Origin of the sequence: Pararhizobium sp. LjRoot255, assembly GCF_964252905.1 — a bacterium.
Classification (GTDB): Bacteria; Pseudomonadota; Alphaproteobacteria; order Rhizobiales; family Rhizobiaceae; genus Pararhizobium.
Window position 1 is genome coordinate 256,493 of sequence record NZ_CAXUPQ020000002.1, and the last position, 15,954, is coordinate 272,446.

The 15,954-nt window shown below is 57.5% G+C and carries 14 protein-coding genes and 2 pseudogenes; 5 read left to right on the forward strand and 11 right to left on the reverse strand.

Annotated features, from left to right (window positions below; translation table 11 throughout):
* Positions 1-3 precede the first annotated feature (3 nt).
* The 3 genes and pseudogenes from ACSQ2W_RS20215 to ACSQ2W_RS20225 form a co-directional block, all read left to right on the forward strand.
* Positions 4-1,098 carry a hypothetical protein gene (locus tag ACSQ2W_RS20215; RefSeq protein WP_436088029.1) on the forward strand — a complete coding sequence of 365 codons (1,095 nt, stop codon included), beginning with the start codon at positions 4-6 and terminating at the stop codon, positions 1,096-1,098.
* Complete coding sequence (locus ACSQ2W_RS20220) at positions 1,099-2,463, forward strand: hypothetical protein (RefSeq protein ID WP_436088030.1); 1,365 nt, start codon at positions 1,099-1,101, stop codon at positions 2,461-2,463.
* Between the two features lie 91 nt (positions 2,464-2,554).
* A pseudogene (locus ACSQ2W_RS20225) lies at positions 2,555-2,684 on the forward strand (IS5/IS1182 family transposase); the annotation flags it as partial.
* Between the two features lie 56 nt (positions 2,685-2,740).
* Here ACSQ2W_RS20225 and ACSQ2W_RS20230 read toward each other — a convergent pair.
* Positions 2,741-2,977 carry a hypothetical protein gene (locus ACSQ2W_RS20230; RefSeq protein WP_436088031.1) on the reverse strand — a complete coding sequence of 79 codons (237 nt, stop codon included), beginning with the start codon at positions 2,975-2,977 and terminating at the stop codon, positions 2,741-2,743.
* A gap of 111 nt (positions 2,978-3,088) precedes the next feature.
* Between ACSQ2W_RS20230 and ACSQ2W_RS20235 the strand changes: the two genes are divergently transcribed.
* A complete protein-coding gene (locus ACSQ2W_RS20235; RefSeq protein WP_436088032.1) occupies positions 3,089-4,144 on the forward strand; it encodes a hypothetical protein in 1,056 nt (351 codons plus the stop codon).
* Between the two features lie 3 nt (positions 4,145-4,147).
* On the opposite strand, the gene ACSQ2W_RS20240 is transcribed toward ACSQ2W_RS20235, so the two are convergent.
* Both ACSQ2W_RS20240 and ACSQ2W_RS20245 read right to left on the reverse strand, forming a co-directional pair.
* Complete coding sequence (locus tag ACSQ2W_RS20240; RefSeq protein WP_436088033.1) at positions 4,148-5,653, reverse strand: glycosyltransferase domain-containing protein; 1,506 nt, start codon at positions 5,651-5,653, stop codon at positions 4,148-4,150.
* A 339-nt stretch (positions 5,654-5,992) separates the two neighbouring features.
* Positions 5,993-6,964 carry a capsular polysaccharide export protein, LipB/KpsS family gene (locus tag ACSQ2W_RS20245; protein WP_436088941.1) on the reverse strand — a complete coding sequence of 324 codons (972 nt, stop codon included), beginning with the start codon at positions 6,962-6,964 and terminating at the stop codon, positions 5,993-5,995.
* 234 nt (positions 6,965-7,198) lie between these two features.
* Between ACSQ2W_RS20245 and rfbB the strand changes: the two genes are divergently transcribed.
* The gene (gene rfbB / locus ACSQ2W_RS20250) at positions 7,199-8,260 is read left to right on the forward strand and encodes a dTDP-glucose 4,6-dehydratase (RefSeq protein ID WP_436088034.1); all 1,062 of its coding nucleotides are present in this window, start codon (positions 7,199-7,201) and stop codon (positions 8,258-8,260) included.
* 288 nt (positions 8,261-8,548) lie between these two features.
* On the opposite strand, the gene ACSQ2W_RS20255 is transcribed toward rfbB, so the two are convergent.
* The 8 genes and pseudogenes from ACSQ2W_RS20255 to ACSQ2W_RS20290 form a co-directional block, all read right to left on the reverse strand.
* Positions 8,549-9,319 carry an ABC transporter ATP-binding protein gene (locus ACSQ2W_RS20255; RefSeq protein ID WP_436088035.1) on the reverse strand — a complete coding sequence of 257 codons (771 nt, stop codon included), beginning with the start codon at positions 9,317-9,319 and terminating at the stop codon, positions 8,549-8,551.
* Between the two features lie 9 nt (positions 9,320-9,328).
* On the reverse strand, positions 9,329-10,312 hold the full coding sequence (locus ACSQ2W_RS20260) for an ABC transporter substrate-binding protein (RefSeq protein WP_436088036.1): 984 nt from the start codon (positions 10,310-10,312) through the stop codon (positions 9,329-9,331).
* A 38-nt stretch (positions 10,313-10,350) separates the two neighbouring features.
* Positions 10,351-11,202: an ABC transporter permease gene (locus ACSQ2W_RS20265; RefSeq protein ID WP_436088037.1), complete on the reverse strand. Its 852-nt coding sequence runs from the start codon at positions 11,200-11,202 to the stop codon at positions 10,351-10,353.
* A 9-nt stretch (positions 11,203-11,211) separates the two neighbouring features.
* The gene (locus ACSQ2W_RS20270) at positions 11,212-12,564 is read right to left on the reverse strand and encodes an LLM class flavin-dependent oxidoreductase (protein ID WP_436088038.1); all 1,353 of its coding nucleotides are present in this window, start codon (positions 12,562-12,564) and stop codon (positions 11,212-11,214) included.
* Positions 12,565-12,616: 52 nt separating this feature from the next.
* Positions 12,617-13,177: an FMN reductase gene (gene msuE, locus ACSQ2W_RS20275; RefSeq protein ID WP_436088039.1), complete on the reverse strand. Its 561-nt coding sequence runs from the start codon at positions 13,175-13,177 to the stop codon at positions 12,617-12,619.
* Between the two features lie 192 nt (positions 13,178-13,369).
* A complete protein-coding gene (locus tag ACSQ2W_RS20280; protein WP_436088942.1) occupies positions 13,370-14,287 on the reverse strand; it encodes a nucleotidyltransferase and HEPN domain-containing protein in 918 nt (305 codons plus the stop codon).
* 124 nt (positions 14,288-14,411) lie between these two features.
* Positions 14,412-14,692, reverse strand: a pseudogene (locus ACSQ2W_RS20285) (SIS domain-containing protein); the annotation flags it as partial.
* Positions 14,670-15,587, reverse strand: a complete 918-nt coding sequence (locus ACSQ2W_RS20290; protein WP_436088943.1) for a nucleotidyltransferase and HEPN domain-containing protein — start codon at positions 15,585-15,587, stop codon at positions 14,670-14,672. The pseudogene ACSQ2W_RS20285 and the gene ACSQ2W_RS20290, both read right to left, overlap by 23 nt.
* Positions 15,588-15,954 lie beyond the last annotated feature (367 nt).

Below are 15,954 nucleotides of genomic sequence, written 5' to 3' on the forward strand. Positions count from 1 at the left end.
AGCATGCATTTTTTCGTCGATCAGGACAGTGGTTCATCAATATCGGGTTGGGTCGTTCCGGATAATCCGAGCGACGTTCCCGATTTTATTGTGCGCGTGCCGGGACGGCCGGACATATCGATTTCCGCGAACGTTCTGAGAACCGACCTTCGCGACCTGGGTCTGCATTCAACCGGACTTGCCGGCTTCCACATCGATGAACAGCACGTCGGAGATCTTTCGGAGATTGTGGACGTTACCATCTTCGATGCAAGCGCAGGCATTCCCATTTATCGAAGGCCGGATCCCAACCGGCATCTGGAGAAAAAGCTTCTTCTGATCGATGTCTCCCTGTTCCCGCAGATCCGCATCATCCGCCGCATCATGGCGTTTTTTGCACTGTCCTACCCCGTGGTCGATCGCCTGCCTATCGAAACGATCGGCGCGCTGATCGCGAACAAGGCTGCATCCTCGATTTTCATTACCGGACAGCCCAACTGGATCAGACACGGCAGTCTTGCGCGTGAAAAGGAGTATGTGACGACGGCGTTGCTCCGGGATCCATTCGAGGATCTGGCGGAACGATTGCTTTTCATCGCGCATCTGGCCAGACAACCGGCGCGCAAGTCCTTGAACCACTCGCTTGAAAAATATCAGGACGTGCTGGAATTGATCTCGGAGATGGACTTTTCAGACCGCAAGTCCGTGCTCACCGGCTTTCGGAAAATGTCGCCGGAGTGCCGGCGCCTGTTTCGTTCTCCGATGACATCCGTTCTCGGCGGCACGCCGGAATCCGACTTGCAGCGACGCAATGTGAGCGTCGCGCTGGACAATCTGGCGCAATTCGATGTCGTCGGCGTGCGGCCGCTTTTTGACGAGTTTTCGTCGATGCTGGATGAGTCGCTGGAATCGACCATTGTGCAAGGCAGCCAGCTCGACGCTCTGCCCGGCACCTCGGAACTGGCGGCCATTCTGGCCGAAGTTGGCCTCGTTGCGGATTTGTTGGACGAGGATATCGCACTCTACTCGTTTGCATGTGAAGCCGTTGAGGCGGGTCTCAAAATTGCCTTCGAGCGGGACAAGGTTGGCGCCTCCCGGCTTTCAGCGGAAAATAGGTAAATGGAAACGCAGCAGGAAACCCGCCGTCATGGACTTGCAGCGACCTCGACCGACCATGAGACAGACGGCATGGCCGCCGTCCGGAGCGACTCCCGGCCTCAGGAACGGGAAAAAAATGACAACGGTGGAAAATCGGCTCTGACAACGGTCGCACGGCGTCTGTCCGGTTTTCGCTTCAAAAAATCGACTGGCGAATATGTTCTGGGTCGCGGTGCTAATGACAGGGAGGAGACGGTCAGCGGCGGCGGCGCCGGCCGATTGCTCGTTCGCAGCTTTCTGCTCTTTGTTGCCTTCCCTCCGTTGATCGCCTTTCTCTATTATTCCCTCATCGCCTCGGACGTCTATGTTGCCGAAACAAAGCTGACGGTCCGCGCGGCTCTGGATAACACCGCCAAGTCGTCAGGCTTGTCGGGGGGCGCCAGCTCGATCATCGGCAAGCTCGGATTGGGACAAAGTGGTTCGTCCACCCAGGATTCGCGGATCATCCTCGACTATCTTAAAAGCCGTGCTGCCATAGAGGATGTTGGCGGTCGCGCGACCCTGGCCGAATATTACGAAAAGCCTACGATCGACCGCCTCTCGCGGTTGGATTCCGACGACTACGTCGAGGAAATCGTGGATTATTGGCGCAGCAAAGTCACCGCTTCGGTGGATACCGTGTCCAATATCCTGACACTTAAAGTGAAAGGCTATACCCCCGAGGATGCGTTTTCCCTTGCGCAGAAACTGATCGCCTCGAGTGAGGCATTGATCAACGATATTTCCCGGCGCAGCAGGGGGGATGCCCTGCGACGGGCGCAAGAGGAAGTCGCCCGCAGCATGACCGAACTGGCAAATGCCCGGTTGCAGTTGCTGACCTTGCAGCAGACCACGCGTTCCATCGATCCCGTGGAACGGGCCAAACAGATAACGACGCTGATTTCCGCGCTAACCCTCCAGAAGATACAGTTGGAAAGTCAGTTGGCCGTGTCGGACGCGACAGGCGTCAAAGGCCGTCCGGGTGACCGCTATATTCAGTCTCGTCTCGATGTCATGAACAACCAGATCCGGGATCTGGAAAACATGTTGACGGGTCGGAATACCTCGTCCGCATCCATGCAACTCAAGGATTTCGAGCTGTTGAAGCTGCGGCAGGAGTTTGCGGAGCAGATCTATACACTGGCCCGCGCCAGCTATGAAGAAGCGAGGCGCAATGTGGAGAAACAGCAACTATATCTCGTTGTCGTCGTGCCTCCGTTCAAGCCCGAACACTCCCTTTTCCCTCGTGTGTTTATCGATACGATTTTGGTCTTCCTTGCATGTCTTGTCCTTTGGTCAATCGGCGCGCTAGTGGTTGCCAGCATTTGGGACAGTACGGAATTATAGGTGCGGATTGAGCTAGGCCGGTGACGATTTAAGGTTTGAGGTTCCCAAATGGTTTCAAATCAGATTCAACACTGGCTTTTGGAGGTCAGTGATGGATTGCGATGCTCTTCGGGATGATCAGTGGGAGCAAGGCGTTTGTGCCCGGCGGGACCAAGGGCAAACTCGGTCCGCGAACCAACAACCGGCTTTTTCTGGATGCGTTGCTATGGCCGGCACGGTCTTGCGCGGACGGCTCAGAAGGTTCAGGGCGCTGAGACTGCTGCGGGTCGACTGGTTGTTACTGCGGAGATTTCGCCTTGACGCGCGCGATGAGTTCTTCGTCATCGACGAAGCAGTGGAGAAAGTCGATCCAGGCTTCGGGCGAACGGCGCGCATCTGAGAGTATTTGGCTAAGCTCATCGATGCCATCATCGGTAAGTGCGGTGATTGTCTCACCGTCACCGGTTACGACGCTGATGATACGAAAAGAGCGCTTTACAGCCAAAGTTAATGTGACAAGCGCGCTTTGACTCATGCGCGGGTGCATCCTATTGCAAGGATCAAGACGAGTGTACGGCTGATACGAACCCGCCGGTAACGAACGAAGCAAGGGCCTGCAACAATGCATGACGACCGGTTTAGACGGATGCTTACGCTGGCCTTGCCGAAGCCGCGGCTTCGCGCTGGCGCGACAGGTGCCCCCCGTAAACCAATTCGTCACATCATCCTCTTTGGGCGTCATCCGAATCCAACATCCGACTATTATTTTGCCGCTCGCCTTACAGCGCCTGGCATGCCTCCACACCAAATGGTGGATATCTGCAGCAATGATTTCAGCAGTCTTGATGCAGATGGAGCCTTCATCATTCTCTGCCGGTATGCTTCCGCCACTGTATTGCAATGGATCGAGCAAAAGAGCTCAAAACTTGCCGGGGTAGGATTGTTTCTGGATGATGATATCCCTGCAATCGTAACCGGCCGTGAGGCACCCATTGGCTACCGAATATCCCTTTTCTCCCTGGGACTGATGCCGTTGCGGCGGCTCAACCGGCATCTCGATATTGTATGGGCCTCGACGCCGAGGCTCGCCGATCGCCTGAAGAGCGCGCATGCGCGCGTTCTGCCGCCTGCTCCCTCCGCAAATGTATGGGACGTTCCGCACCAGAACACATCCACCGACGAGGATGGATTGCTGATCGCATATCACGCAACAGCCGTTCACGTGGACGAACACCGCTTTATCCAACCGATTGTCAAGAAAGTACTGGCTGCCCGGCGGCACGTGCGCTTCGAGGTCTTCGCTGGCAAGGCCTCCGCGCATCTTTGGCGGGGTATGGAGCGTGTAACACTCCGCCAGCAGGTGTCCTGGTCTGACTATCTTGCCGAAGCCTTGACGCGGCGGATTGACATCATGCTGGTGCCACTCAGCCCCTCCCGGGTTAATGACTGCCGTTCTTCGACTAAGCGGATCGACGTAGCACGGGCGGGCGCAGCGGGTTTTTTTTCCGTATCTGAAGCGTATGGTTTTCCAGACAAAAGCGGTGAAATCCGTCTCCCTCAAGACCCAACAGTATGGAGTGATACACTTTTGGCACTGATAGATAACCCTAAGCGGAGGCAGGCCGCAGCACAGGCAACGCGCGACCTTGTTGCAGGAATGACCTCTCAGGCGCAGACAGGCCTCGACTTCACCTCTGCTTAAGTTTCATTTTTTGATGATCACGGCCAAAGCATCCGCACAATTCGCACCCAAAGCATAATCCATAGAATCGAACATCTGAATTTCTACAATGCTCTCACTGATATCGCGTAGTACCTCGGGAGTGATAAATGGAGTCGTAGGCAATTCGCCCCTTTGCAGTGCGCGGAGTAGATCACGAGTCTTGGGTGCGGACGGGTCTTCCCACTGTGGGGGTTGATAATGTAAGTCTTCGATAAAATATATTCCCCCACTTGCGAGTTTGGGGAACAAGCAGCCGAGAGTGATTTGCTGATGCTGCGATGCGTGGCTGGCATCGTCAATAATAACGCGGATAGGGTGATGGCAGTTTGCCAATGCTGTAACAAGCTGAACAGGGTTAGATTGGTCAGCCTGCGAGAAAGTGACACGGTCGCGTTTTACAGCTGAAAAATCCGCTATATCTATTCCATGGATTTGGGCGCGCGAAAAGTACTCGTGCCACATAAATAAGGAGGGTGCGTTGTCGTAAGTGCCGGATTGGCCCTGCCGTTGCATATCGTGACCTAGCAGACCGATTTCGACAAGAGTGAATTCCTCTTCTCGTAGCTTCGTCAAATAGTATTCGTATATCCTGGTGTAGAAGTGACGATTATAGTACAGTCTTCCTTTGTCAGATTTGTATTTATTAGCTAAGAATTCCAGTGCTAGCGGAGGATGATAACGGTAGGTGCGGTTTTCTTTGTAGCCGTAATCAAACATATGCTGTCGCGCGGCGACGCCAGCCTCACGCACGTCGCGATTGAGCCAAAGATATACATTGTCATCGAAGCCATAGGGAATTCGTCTGTCCGCGGATGGCCATTTGAATAGTGGATTATCGTCCAGGACTTCATCTATCGACAATACCGGTAAATTTGTCTTTAAGAGACAGAAAGGTAGCGAGATCTGGTCGCGCGCTGAGTAACGTAGAACATGTTCAAACCAGAGATCTCCAAGTGCTATGACATTGGGGTCCATATGGCGGCGTAAAAGAAACGTACCGGCATAAAGACCTGAATGAACTGGATGCCCTGCCACACGATAGGCATCTACTTGTTCACGTACTCTTGCTTCGTCGTCGATAGAGGCCCTGATAACCTCTTCTGCCTCATCGTAGAGGCAATCGCGCCAAGGATGACGCAGGCAGGACAAAGGCACTTCGGGGTCGCCGAGATAGCGGTCGAATATTTCGGACGCAGGGATCATAAGTTGGACTGTATTGTCGATATAGAGCGATTCATCAAAGTCAGATAAATAGAGGTGTGGGCGCAGTTTTGGACTGCGGCTTTCGCGGGCGGTGCCTATTCCTTTCTGAGAGAGCAGAATAATTTCCCAACTATCTGAACGAAGATCGGGATTGTCGGTGAAGCAGATATAGCGGATGTCTCGGTCTGCACCCGTTAGCGTGACCTCATTTAAAACTTCATATTTTCCGAATAAACACGTATACACCACGCGCTTATGCGCTTGCACTTCGTTAAAAGTGGACATCATGCTACTCCCTTTTTTGCCGAAAATCATGCGTGCGAGCAACGGTCAAGCTTCGATTGGCCCTTGCCTGGACTGAGGGAGACGACCCAAACCCTTCACGCCGATAGAAAATATGGAAATATCTGCTTGCACAGCTATGTAAGACAGGACCGTTGCAAATCTCGCCGTTGGGGCTGATGAGCGGAAATGGTTTTTTTGTGAGGCATAGATCGTCACGCGTGCGCACGCCCTACCGAAGGGCAACCACCGGCCGACGATAGTCTTCCCGGGTTTGAGGTTGAACGTTGCTTCGCAGAAGATGCCCTATGTTTCTAAATGAACTCTCGTCTACCCTATCGATCACCGAGCTGTCATCTCCTCCACTAGCAGATCGATAGCCTGCAAGACATGGATCGGCTGCCATGTCGCCGGATCTCTGTAGGAGGGATAGAGCGAGAAGACCACTTCGACGAGTTCGTCGATGGTCGGGCGAGCCTTGCGCCTTTGGGCAATCGCCGCCTTTGCACCTTCGCTCGCATTGTCCTGCGTGAAGCCCCATCCGGCGTAGAACGGGAAAGCATAACAGCGTACCGGCAGGCCGCGCAATAATGCGTCCAACCCGAATTGGCTCGATACCGTCCAGACCTCGTCCACTACATCCAGGATGGAGGCCACCGAAACCTGATCATCGACGAAGACGACGCCCGCAGTTCTGGTGGCGAGTTCCGTCAGGTAGCCCTTGCGGTACCCGGCCATGACGTCGGGGTGGGTGCGCACCAGGCATTGACCACCGCTTGCCACGGCGTCGCGCAACATCTGTTCGAAAGACGCAGCGCTTCCGAGCGCTCGTCCCACTGAGACGTCGCCAACCACCTGATCGACAAGCAGCAGGCGTCGCCGCGTGCTGCTTTCAATTCTCGGGGGCTTGTGCGGCAAGTGGTTGTATTTCGAGAGTTTATGCTCGACCAAAAGTTCGCGGATTGTCTTCCCGCAAGCCGCATTGCGCTGAAGGACGGGATCGCCGATCAGGAGCTCGAGACGGGAGGAAAGGCCGGCATCGACCGGCAAGCCGAGATCATCTGCGATGATCGACAAGGGGATGGATCCGCTCTTGCCCAATCCAACGGAGCGCAGGAAGCCGTCTTCCAGATTCCAGTGCGGCAGGCCGCGCAGGCGGGCAATCCCTATCGCCGTCTTGGCAGGCAGGCGGCCGCCCCAGGATACTATGCCCTTGCTCCCGGGCGAGAGCGTCGTACCCATCTCGGGCAGGTCGAAATAATGGTGCAACCACGGAAATGCCTGGCGGACGACGAATGTCGCGCCGAGCGGCATCTGGGCAGGAGGAAACCATTGTTTTTCCGGAATTGGAGGAAGCTCCACTCTGGTATTGCCTCTCGAGCTGGCTGTTTTTCCCGATGCAGGAAGGGATTATGGTGGCTAGAACTGCGTGTCAATCGGCGACGTTCCTGGTCCGGTACGGCCCGACCAACGCTTGACCAATGTTGCGATCTTTTTTATGCCGAATAGATGTCCGCGCCGACGGACCACAAAGAGAGAGAATTGCCCATGCGCGTATTGGTGACCGGCGGTGCCGGCTTTATTGGATCGGCGGTTGTCCGTCACCTCGTTCTTGAAAAGGGATACGAGGTTCTCAATGTCGATAAACTGACCTACGCAGGAACGCTGACGTCCGTAAAGAACGTTGAGACAAATCCGTTTTATCGGTTCCTGCAGGCAGATATTTGCGATGGGCAGGCTATCTCCGCAGCGATTTCCAGCTTCAGGCCGGATCGTATCATGCATCTTGCAGCGGAAAGCCATGTTGACCGCTCTATTACCGGTGCCCGTGATTTTGTAGAGACGAACGTGCTCGGTACCTTCACGATGCTGGAATGTGCCCGTGCCTACTGGCAGTCGCTGGAGCCCGCCGGCAAGGAAGCGTTTCGCTTCCTGCATGTCTCGACGGATGAGGTTTACGGCTCCCTGAGCGAGGATGGCCTGTTCGAGGAAACCACCCCGTACGATCCGAGTTCACCCTATTCTGCGTCCAAGGCGGCGTCCGACCATCTGGCAAAGGCGTGGACCCGCACCTACGGCATGCCGATTGTCGTATCCAACTGCTCGAACAATTACGGCCCGTTCCACTTTCCGGAAAAGCTCATTCCGCTGATGATCATCAGTGCGCTCGAAGGAAAACCGCTGCCGGTATACGGAAATGGCGTCAATATCCGCGACTGGCTGTTCGTCGAAGACCATGCACGGGCGTTGGACATTATCGCGGAGCGCGGCCGAATCGGAGAGACCTACAATGTCGGCGGTCGCAACGAACGTCGCAATATCGACGTGGTCAAGCGGATCTGCACGCTGATGGATGAGCTTCACCCAGCCGGCAAGCCGCACGAAAGCCTGATCACCTATGTCCAGGATCGTCCCGGCCACGATGCGCGTTACGCCATCGATGCCACCAAGCTCGAAAACGAACTGGGATGGAAAGCTCAAGAGAATTTCGATACGGGCATCGAAAAAACCGTAAAATGGTATCTGGAAAACGAATGGTGGTGGGGACCCCTGCGCCAGAATTACGACGGCAGCCGTCTCGGCCTCCTCAAGACAGTCACGCAAAAATAAGGGCGTGTCGCAAAGTCTCCCGCGGGCAGCAATTATCCCTTGAAGGTCAGTATTTTCATGTTTTGTTAACCTCTTGAAGTCCGAAGGGGCGCGCACGCAGATCGCTTTGATCGTTGACGTCCGATCGGCCAATCATCACGGGGTAGAGTCGGTCCCCAAGGCAGGCGAAGGGACATCAGGTGAACTTGGGAACCTTGTTGCGTTCTCTCCCGCGCCGGACCGAATTAGGATCGCTGCCGAAACGCACCTCCATGGCCCAGCTGTCGACAGCGTTCTCAACTGGCGACTTCAGTGCAGTCCGAAAAGGCTTAGCAGCTCCTCGCGGTGGCGGACGAACGCGCGCGCGCTGCGATCGCGCGGACGCGGCAGATCGATCTCGATCAGCCGCGGCTCAGCCCCCTTTTCGCGCGGTAGGATCAGGATGCGGTCGGCCAGATAGATTGCCTCCTCAAGATCATGGGTGACGAGAATCGTTGTCACATCCTCATCGCGCCAGATCCGCGCAAGCTCCTGCTGCATGCTGATCTTGGTCATCGCGTCGAGCGCCCCAAGCGGTTCGTCGAGCAGCAGGATCTCCGGTTGGACGACGAGAGCGCGGGCAATGCCAACGCGCTGCGCCATACCGCCCGAGAGCTGGCGCGGATAGGCGTTTTCGAACTGTTGCAGGCCGACAAGCTGGACGTAACGACGTGCCCGGGCCTTCGCCTCATGGCGTGGCACGCCACGTGTCTCCAGGCCGAAGGCGACGTTGCCGATCACCGTCAACCAAGGGAGGAGCCGGGGCTCCTGGAAGATGACGGCGCGCTCGGCGCCGACACCTTTGACCGCCTTCCCGTCGATCAGGACCTCACCGGCGTCGGCCGCGTCAAGCCCTGCCAGAACCCGCAACAGGGTCGTCTTGCCCGAACCGCTGGCGCCGACGATGGCCAGGCTTTCACCGGAGCGAATTTGCAGATTGATGTCTCTCAAAACAGCCAAGGGCCTGCCGTTCAGAGTGAAGGACTTAGAGAGGTGACGGATCGTCACCTGTCCGCGGTGGGTTTCCTGTGCGAAGCTCATGGCGTTTCCTCAGTTGCTCGCCGAAGCGCGGTCGCTAGAGAACAGGATGTCCTTGGCCGACAACTGCCCTTCCTTCAGCTTGCCCTCGCGGACCAGCACGTCGATCCAGAACTGGACGTCGCGCTCAACCGGGAGACCGCCGGCACGAACGCCATAGCCGCGGAAGTACTGCGCAATATCGGAGTTTTCGCCGCGCTCCTTCAGCGCCTTGGCGAATATCTGCTTGGTTTCCTCCGGATGATCGCGGGCATAGTCGAGGGCGCGCGCCGACTGCTCGACGAAGGTCTTGGCGGCTTCCGGATGGGCCTTCACGAAGTCGCGGCGCAGTACCACGAAGCCGCCGGCGATTTCGCCGAGCACGTCGGTGTCCCCAAAGACCGCGCGGATGCCGCCGTTTTTCCGCGCAGCGCCCTCAAAGGTCGTCTGCCAGTAGCCAAAGGCTGCAATGTCGACTTGGCCGGAGCGGAGAACCTGCTCCAGCTGCGGGCCTGGTACGACAACCTGGTTGGCGGCATCCGACGGTAGTCCAACCGAGTGCAGGGCTTCCCGAATGGTGTAGTCGAGATGCGCGCCAAGAGTGTTGACGGCGATGCTCTTCCCGGCGATGTCCTTGATTTCTCTGATTGGGCTATTTTCCAGTACGTAGAAGATGGACTGCACCTCGGCATTGATGCCGTTCGACGGATAGGCCGCGACGAAGTCGTTGCCACTGATGATCGCGTTCAGAACGGCGGAGGTCGCAGCACTGCCGATTTCGACGTCGTCCGATGCCAGCGCGATCAGCGATGCGGGACCGCCCGTGGCGTAGCCAACATTTTCGAAGGTGATGCCGGTGCCGTCGAAATAGCCGAGTTCAGCGGCGAGTTCGTGGGCGGACAGGCCGCCCTGGCTCGCCAGGTAGCGGAGCTTGACGGCGTCCGCCGCCGCAGCAGCGCCCGTGAGGCTGAGAAAGAAAGCTGCCGACAGCAGCAGCTTGCGAGAATGGAAGGTCATATCGGTATCCTTTCAGAGAAGAGAAGCGGAAAGAGCGGTTAGGCGCCGGGTTGTGACCAGCGGCAAAGCTTGCGCTGGAGGAGAACGAGCAGGGCGTTGGCGGCAAGGCCAAGCAGCGCGAGCAGCAGGATCGCAGCAAACATCAGGGGGATCTGGAAGTTGTATTGAGCGTTCATGACCTGGAAGCCGATGCCCTTGTTGGCGCCGATCATCTCGGCCGCGATCAGAAGCAGCAGAGCGGTCGTGGCTGAAAGACGCAAACCGATGAAGATAGCCGGCCCGGACGCCGGCAGAACCACACGACGGAATGTCGTCAGCCGCCCAGCGCCATAGGTGCGCGCCATTTCGATGAGCTTGGTATCAACCTCCTTGACACCCCCGACTGTCGACAACAGGGTCGGGAATAGCGTGGCCCAGAAGATCACGAAGACCTTGGAGGTCTCCCCAAGTCCGAGCAGCAGTATGAAGACCGGATAGAGGGCCAGTGCAGAGGTCTGGCGGAAGAACTGCAGGAGCGGATCGAGTGCCTGCTCGATGGCCTTGACCTGCCCCATGAAGAGGCCGAGGGGGATGCCAATTGCAGCGGCCGATGCGAATGCAATGCCGGAGCGCTGCAGACTTATGGCGATATCGTCCAGAAGCGCGCCGCTGGCAAGTCCGTCCCACAAGGCGGCCACGATCACGTCGAGCGGCGGAAAGACCGCCGGATTGACCCAGCCTTGGCTGCTCGACACCTGCCATAGGATGAGAAAACCTGCAACCAGGCCGTAGCGCGCCAGAAACGGAGCGACCAGCACGCGCAGACGTGACGCTATGGCGAGACCCGACCGTTCCGGGCTCGTGAGCCGGAAATTCGTTGTCAGCGATGAGGTGACGCTTTCAAAGGACATGATCGCTCCTCACTCGGCGGCCTGGACTGCCGCGCGCGCGGCTGACCAGCGATTGACGGGGAAAGGCAGGCCAAGATTTTCTCGCAGCGTCCTGCCCTCATAGGCCGTGCGGAACAGGCCGCGCCGCTGCAATTCCGGAATGACCAGATCGACAAAATCGTCGAGTGCCGTCGGAAGCCAGGGCGGCAATATGTTGAAGCCATCGGCGGCTTCATTTTCGAACCATTGCTGCAGCCTGTCGGCGATCTGCTCGACCGAGCCGACGATAGTGTAATGGCCACGGGCGGAAGCGATCCACTGATAGAGCTGGCGAATGGTGAAGTTGTTCTCGTCCGCGATCTGGCGGATAAGCGCCTGGCGGCTCTTCATCCCCTCCGTCGGCGGCGCAGGCGGCAGCGGTCCGTCGACGTCGTAGCCCTGCAGGTCGAGCGTGCCACCGGTCAGGCCGTTCAAAAGGCCAATGCCGTCCTCTTCGACAATCAAGGAGGTCAGTCGCTCGTACTTTTCCCGCGCTTCGCCTTCCGTCCTGCCGACGAAGGGAGAGACGCCAGGCATAACAAGGATATGGTCCGGGTTGCGGCCAAGGCCGCGGGCGCGCGCCTTGATGTCGCGATAAAATTCCTGAGCGGTTTCAATGTGTTGATGGGCAGTGAAGATCACCTCGGCGGTAGCGGCCGCCAGTCCGCGTCCGTCCTCGGACTGGCCAGCCTGAACGATGACCGGATAGCCCTGCGGCGATCGCAAGACATTGAGCGGGCCGCGCACCTGGAAGTGCTCGCCGCGATGGTCGCTCTCGTGCAGCTTCTGCGGATCGTAGAAGACGCCGCTTTTCTTGTCGCGAATGAACGCGTCTTCTTCGAAACTGTCCCAGAGCTTCTTGACGACTTCGACATGCTCCGCGGCCCGCCGATAGCGCGCCGCGTGAGGAAGCTGCGTATCGCGATTGAAGTTTTGCGCCGTGAGATCACCCGTCGTGGTGACAACGTTCCAGCCGGCGCGGCCGCCGGATATAAGATCGAGGGACGCGAACTTGCGTGCCGTCGTATAGGGCTCTTCATAGGTCGTGGAAGACGTGGCGATGAAGCCGAGATGGGTGGTGAAGGGCGCCAGAGCCGAAAACAGCGTCACCGGCTCGAATCCGGCCACCCGGGCATTGCCGCCCTCGCGCGCACCGCCAAAGCCGATCGCTAGATTGTCTGCAAGGAAATAGGCGTCGAAAAGGCCACGTTCGGCTGTCTGCGCCAGGCGCTTGTGAAACTCGAAACTGGTCGCACCATCGGTGGGCTGGTCTGGATGCCGCCATGCCGCAATGTGCTGTCCGCCACCGGGCAAAAATGCTCCAAGCCTGATCTTGCGTTTCATTGCGATTCCTTCCTATTCAGCTCGCTGGGACGGACCCCGGCTGCCGCGTCGTTTATTCTGCCGCAGCCACCGGACGCACCAACAGCGGAAAGAACGCCGCCAACTCATCCACCGCCTGGGCAATACGGTGACGCAGCGGCTGCGCGGCGACGGGGAACTCGGAAAGTTCGCGATCGGAAGCATAGACCGCCGTTGGCAGCGTATGAGCCATGAAGAAGCCGAAGAGCGGTCGGAGCTGGTGCTCCACCATCAGGGCGTGCCGATCGCCGCCGCCGGTTGCGGTGATGACGATCGGCTTCCCACGCAGGGCCAGCGGTTCGATCAGGTCGATCAGATGTTTGAACAACCCCGGATAACTTCCCTTGTACGTCGGCGAGCCGACCACGAGGACATCGGCGGCGATGATGTCATCTATAAGCTGGCGCGCATTGGGATCGAGATCCTCGCACCGCTGGGCCTGGCCCAGCGAAGGGCCGGCATCATGAAGATCGTAGATACGCCGGCGAAATCCATAGCGTTCAGACGCGAGCGCCGAAACCTGCTCGACCAATGACCGAGTTTTCGAGGGGCGGCTGTAGCTGCCGGCAACACCGATGAGTTTGAGCGGGGCCATCTTTTTTCCTTTCGGCTGCGAAGGCAACGTCACTGGTTGCGCAATTCACATTATCTATTGTTTTAATAGACTAAAGGAAAAATCAGTTCGCTCCCTGGGCCGGCACGGAAAAAAGTTTGCCTTCGGCGGAGGTGGACGCGTGGTGACGATTTAACGGAATGAGCAAGGTCTTCCGACGCGATCATGCCGAAATCACCGTGGCTCGCCTCCGACGTGACGAATCCGATCGAGGTGACTTCTGCAAATTTTCTCCACACCCTGGATCAACAATTCGGTTCGCTCGCTCAGCCATCGCAGGGTCTCCTCCGAAATCTCGAAATGCGGCGAGTAGCGCGCTTTGACGTAGGCCTCATTGAGAACATTGAACCAGGCCACGTAGCGCTGCTGATTGCGCGGCCAGATGTCCACAAGTTCGCGGACCTGCTCCTCGGCCAGTCCGCGAAGAAACCGTAAATTGTGTGAGGAGGGACTGTAGTTCGTTAGAACCAACAGAAGGGTAGCGTAGGTTTGCTCGATTGACTGGTGAAGCAGAAAAGCGGCTTCTTTGCCATCGCCTTCAGCTTGATAAAATCTAGCGCCTTTCAGGAATTTGTGTGCATGCGGCAACCGATCTTCAAAATATCCTGACGCCATCTGCCATGCCTCATCGGCGCTGACCTGACCCGGCACCGCCAAGGGCTCGTCGTCAAGCTCGTAGAGCGCCAGACCATCGCGGCGAATATCGACGAAAAAGTACCGTCCGCGCCGCAGTTCCGCGTTCACGTCCCTGAGGGAATGGATGATCAGGCTGGTAGGCGTGCTGATCTCGGGCGTGCGCAGCAGGCGTTCCACCGCCTTGTGCCAATAGGTCGAAAAATCTGCGAGCTTACGATTGTTGACGATGACAAGAATGTCGAAATCGGAGCGGTAGCCCTTCTTCGTGTGGGGCTCATCGACGAAGGTGCCACGGGCATAGGAGCCGAAAAGGATGATCTTCAGGACCCGGCCACGCTTCTTGAACTCTGCCGAGGCCCCTTTCAGCGCATCCTCGAACTCCTCAAGGATGATCTCGACCACGCGGCGGAGCTCGTGCTGCTTAACCGGCGGCAGGTGATCGAGGCTCGTCTTCATCGGCAATAAATAACCCCTTCGGCTCTGATTCGAACCAACTATGCCGGTTTACGGCACAAGAGACAGTGCCGGAAGCTGGCCCGCGTTTCAACGAAGGGTTTGCAAAGTTGTTTTTACACAAGCTTTCGAGAAGCGCGGTTGCTAGCGCATCACGGACGACAAGTTGCAGCATCGATGTCGTCGGGGCCAGCCCGTGCGGGCAGGCTTCCTGGACCTTCGGCAGGGTGATGGCGACGCTGGAATTGCGCGCCAGGCAGGCTTTCCGAATTGCATGTCACGGAAAATGACCGGCACGTTGAAGCCTTGGCATAGGCCAGCATGTTTCCAAGCTCGACGGTCTCGCCCGACCAGAGCAAGGTCTTCCGACGCGACCATGCCGAGATCACCGTGGCTCGCCTCCGTCGGGGCGAATCCGATCGAGATGACTTCTGCAAATTTTCTCCACAGCCTGGATCAACAATTCGGTTCGCTCGCTCAGCCACCGCAGGGTCTCCTCCGAAATCTCAAAATGCGGCGAGTAGCGCGCTTTGACGTAGGCCTCATTGAGAACATTGAACCAGGCCACGTAGCGCTGCTGATTGCGCGGCCAGATGTCCACGAGGTCGCGGGCCTGCTCCTCGACGAGGCCGCGCAGAAAACGAATATTGTGAGAGGGAGGACTATAACTGGTCAGAACCAGAAGCAATGTTGAGTACGCCTGCTCGATTGACTGATGAAGCTCAAAGCTCGCATGCCGATATTGGCCCTTTTGCGCCAGGTACTTCGCGGTGTCGAGAAATGACATCGCGCCGGGCAATCGGTCTTCGAAATATCCTGATGCCATCTGCCAGGCCACATCGGCGCTGACCTGACCCGGCACCGCCAAGGGCTCGTCGTCAAGCTCGTAGAGCGCCAGACCATCGCGGCGAATATCGACGAAAAAGTACCGTCCGCGCCGCAGTTCCGCGTTCACGTCCCGTAGGGAATGGATGATCAGGCTGGTAGGCGTGCTGATCTCGGGCGTGCGCAGCAGGCGCTCCGCCGTCTTGTGCCAATAGGTCGAAAAATCCGCGAGCTTACGATTGTTGACGATGACAAGAATGTCGAAATCGGAGCGGTAGCCCTTCTTCGTGTGGGGCTCATCGACGAAGGTGCCACGGGCATAGGAGCCGAAAAGGATGATCTTCAGGATCCGGCCACGCTTCTTGAACTCTGCCGAGGCCCCTTTCAGCGCATCCTCGAACTCCTCAAGGATGATCTCGACCACGCGGCGGAGCTCGTGCTGCTTGACCGGCGGCAGGTGATCGAGGCTCGTCTTCATCGGCAATAAATAACCCCTTCGGCTCTGATTCGAACCAACTATGCCGGTTTACGGCACAAGAGACAGTGCCGGAAGCTGGCCCGCGTTTCAACGAAGGGTTTGCAAAGATGTTTTCACGCAAGCTTTGCAAACAGAGCCGAGCCGTACGCATCCGAACTGCGCAACCCGCGCGGCCCATGTTTGCCACGTGGGTTCGCTTTTGCATTGCCAGCAACAGCTTGGACCCAAGAACCGGGGCCGTGGACGCAACCGGACAAGAAGAGCGCATCAGAAAATCGAGCATCACGGCGGCAGAGCCAGGGCGCGTGAATTCGCGCATGCAACTTCGGTTCCAGGGCAACCCCAGGAGGTTTAGCACAACGCCGAC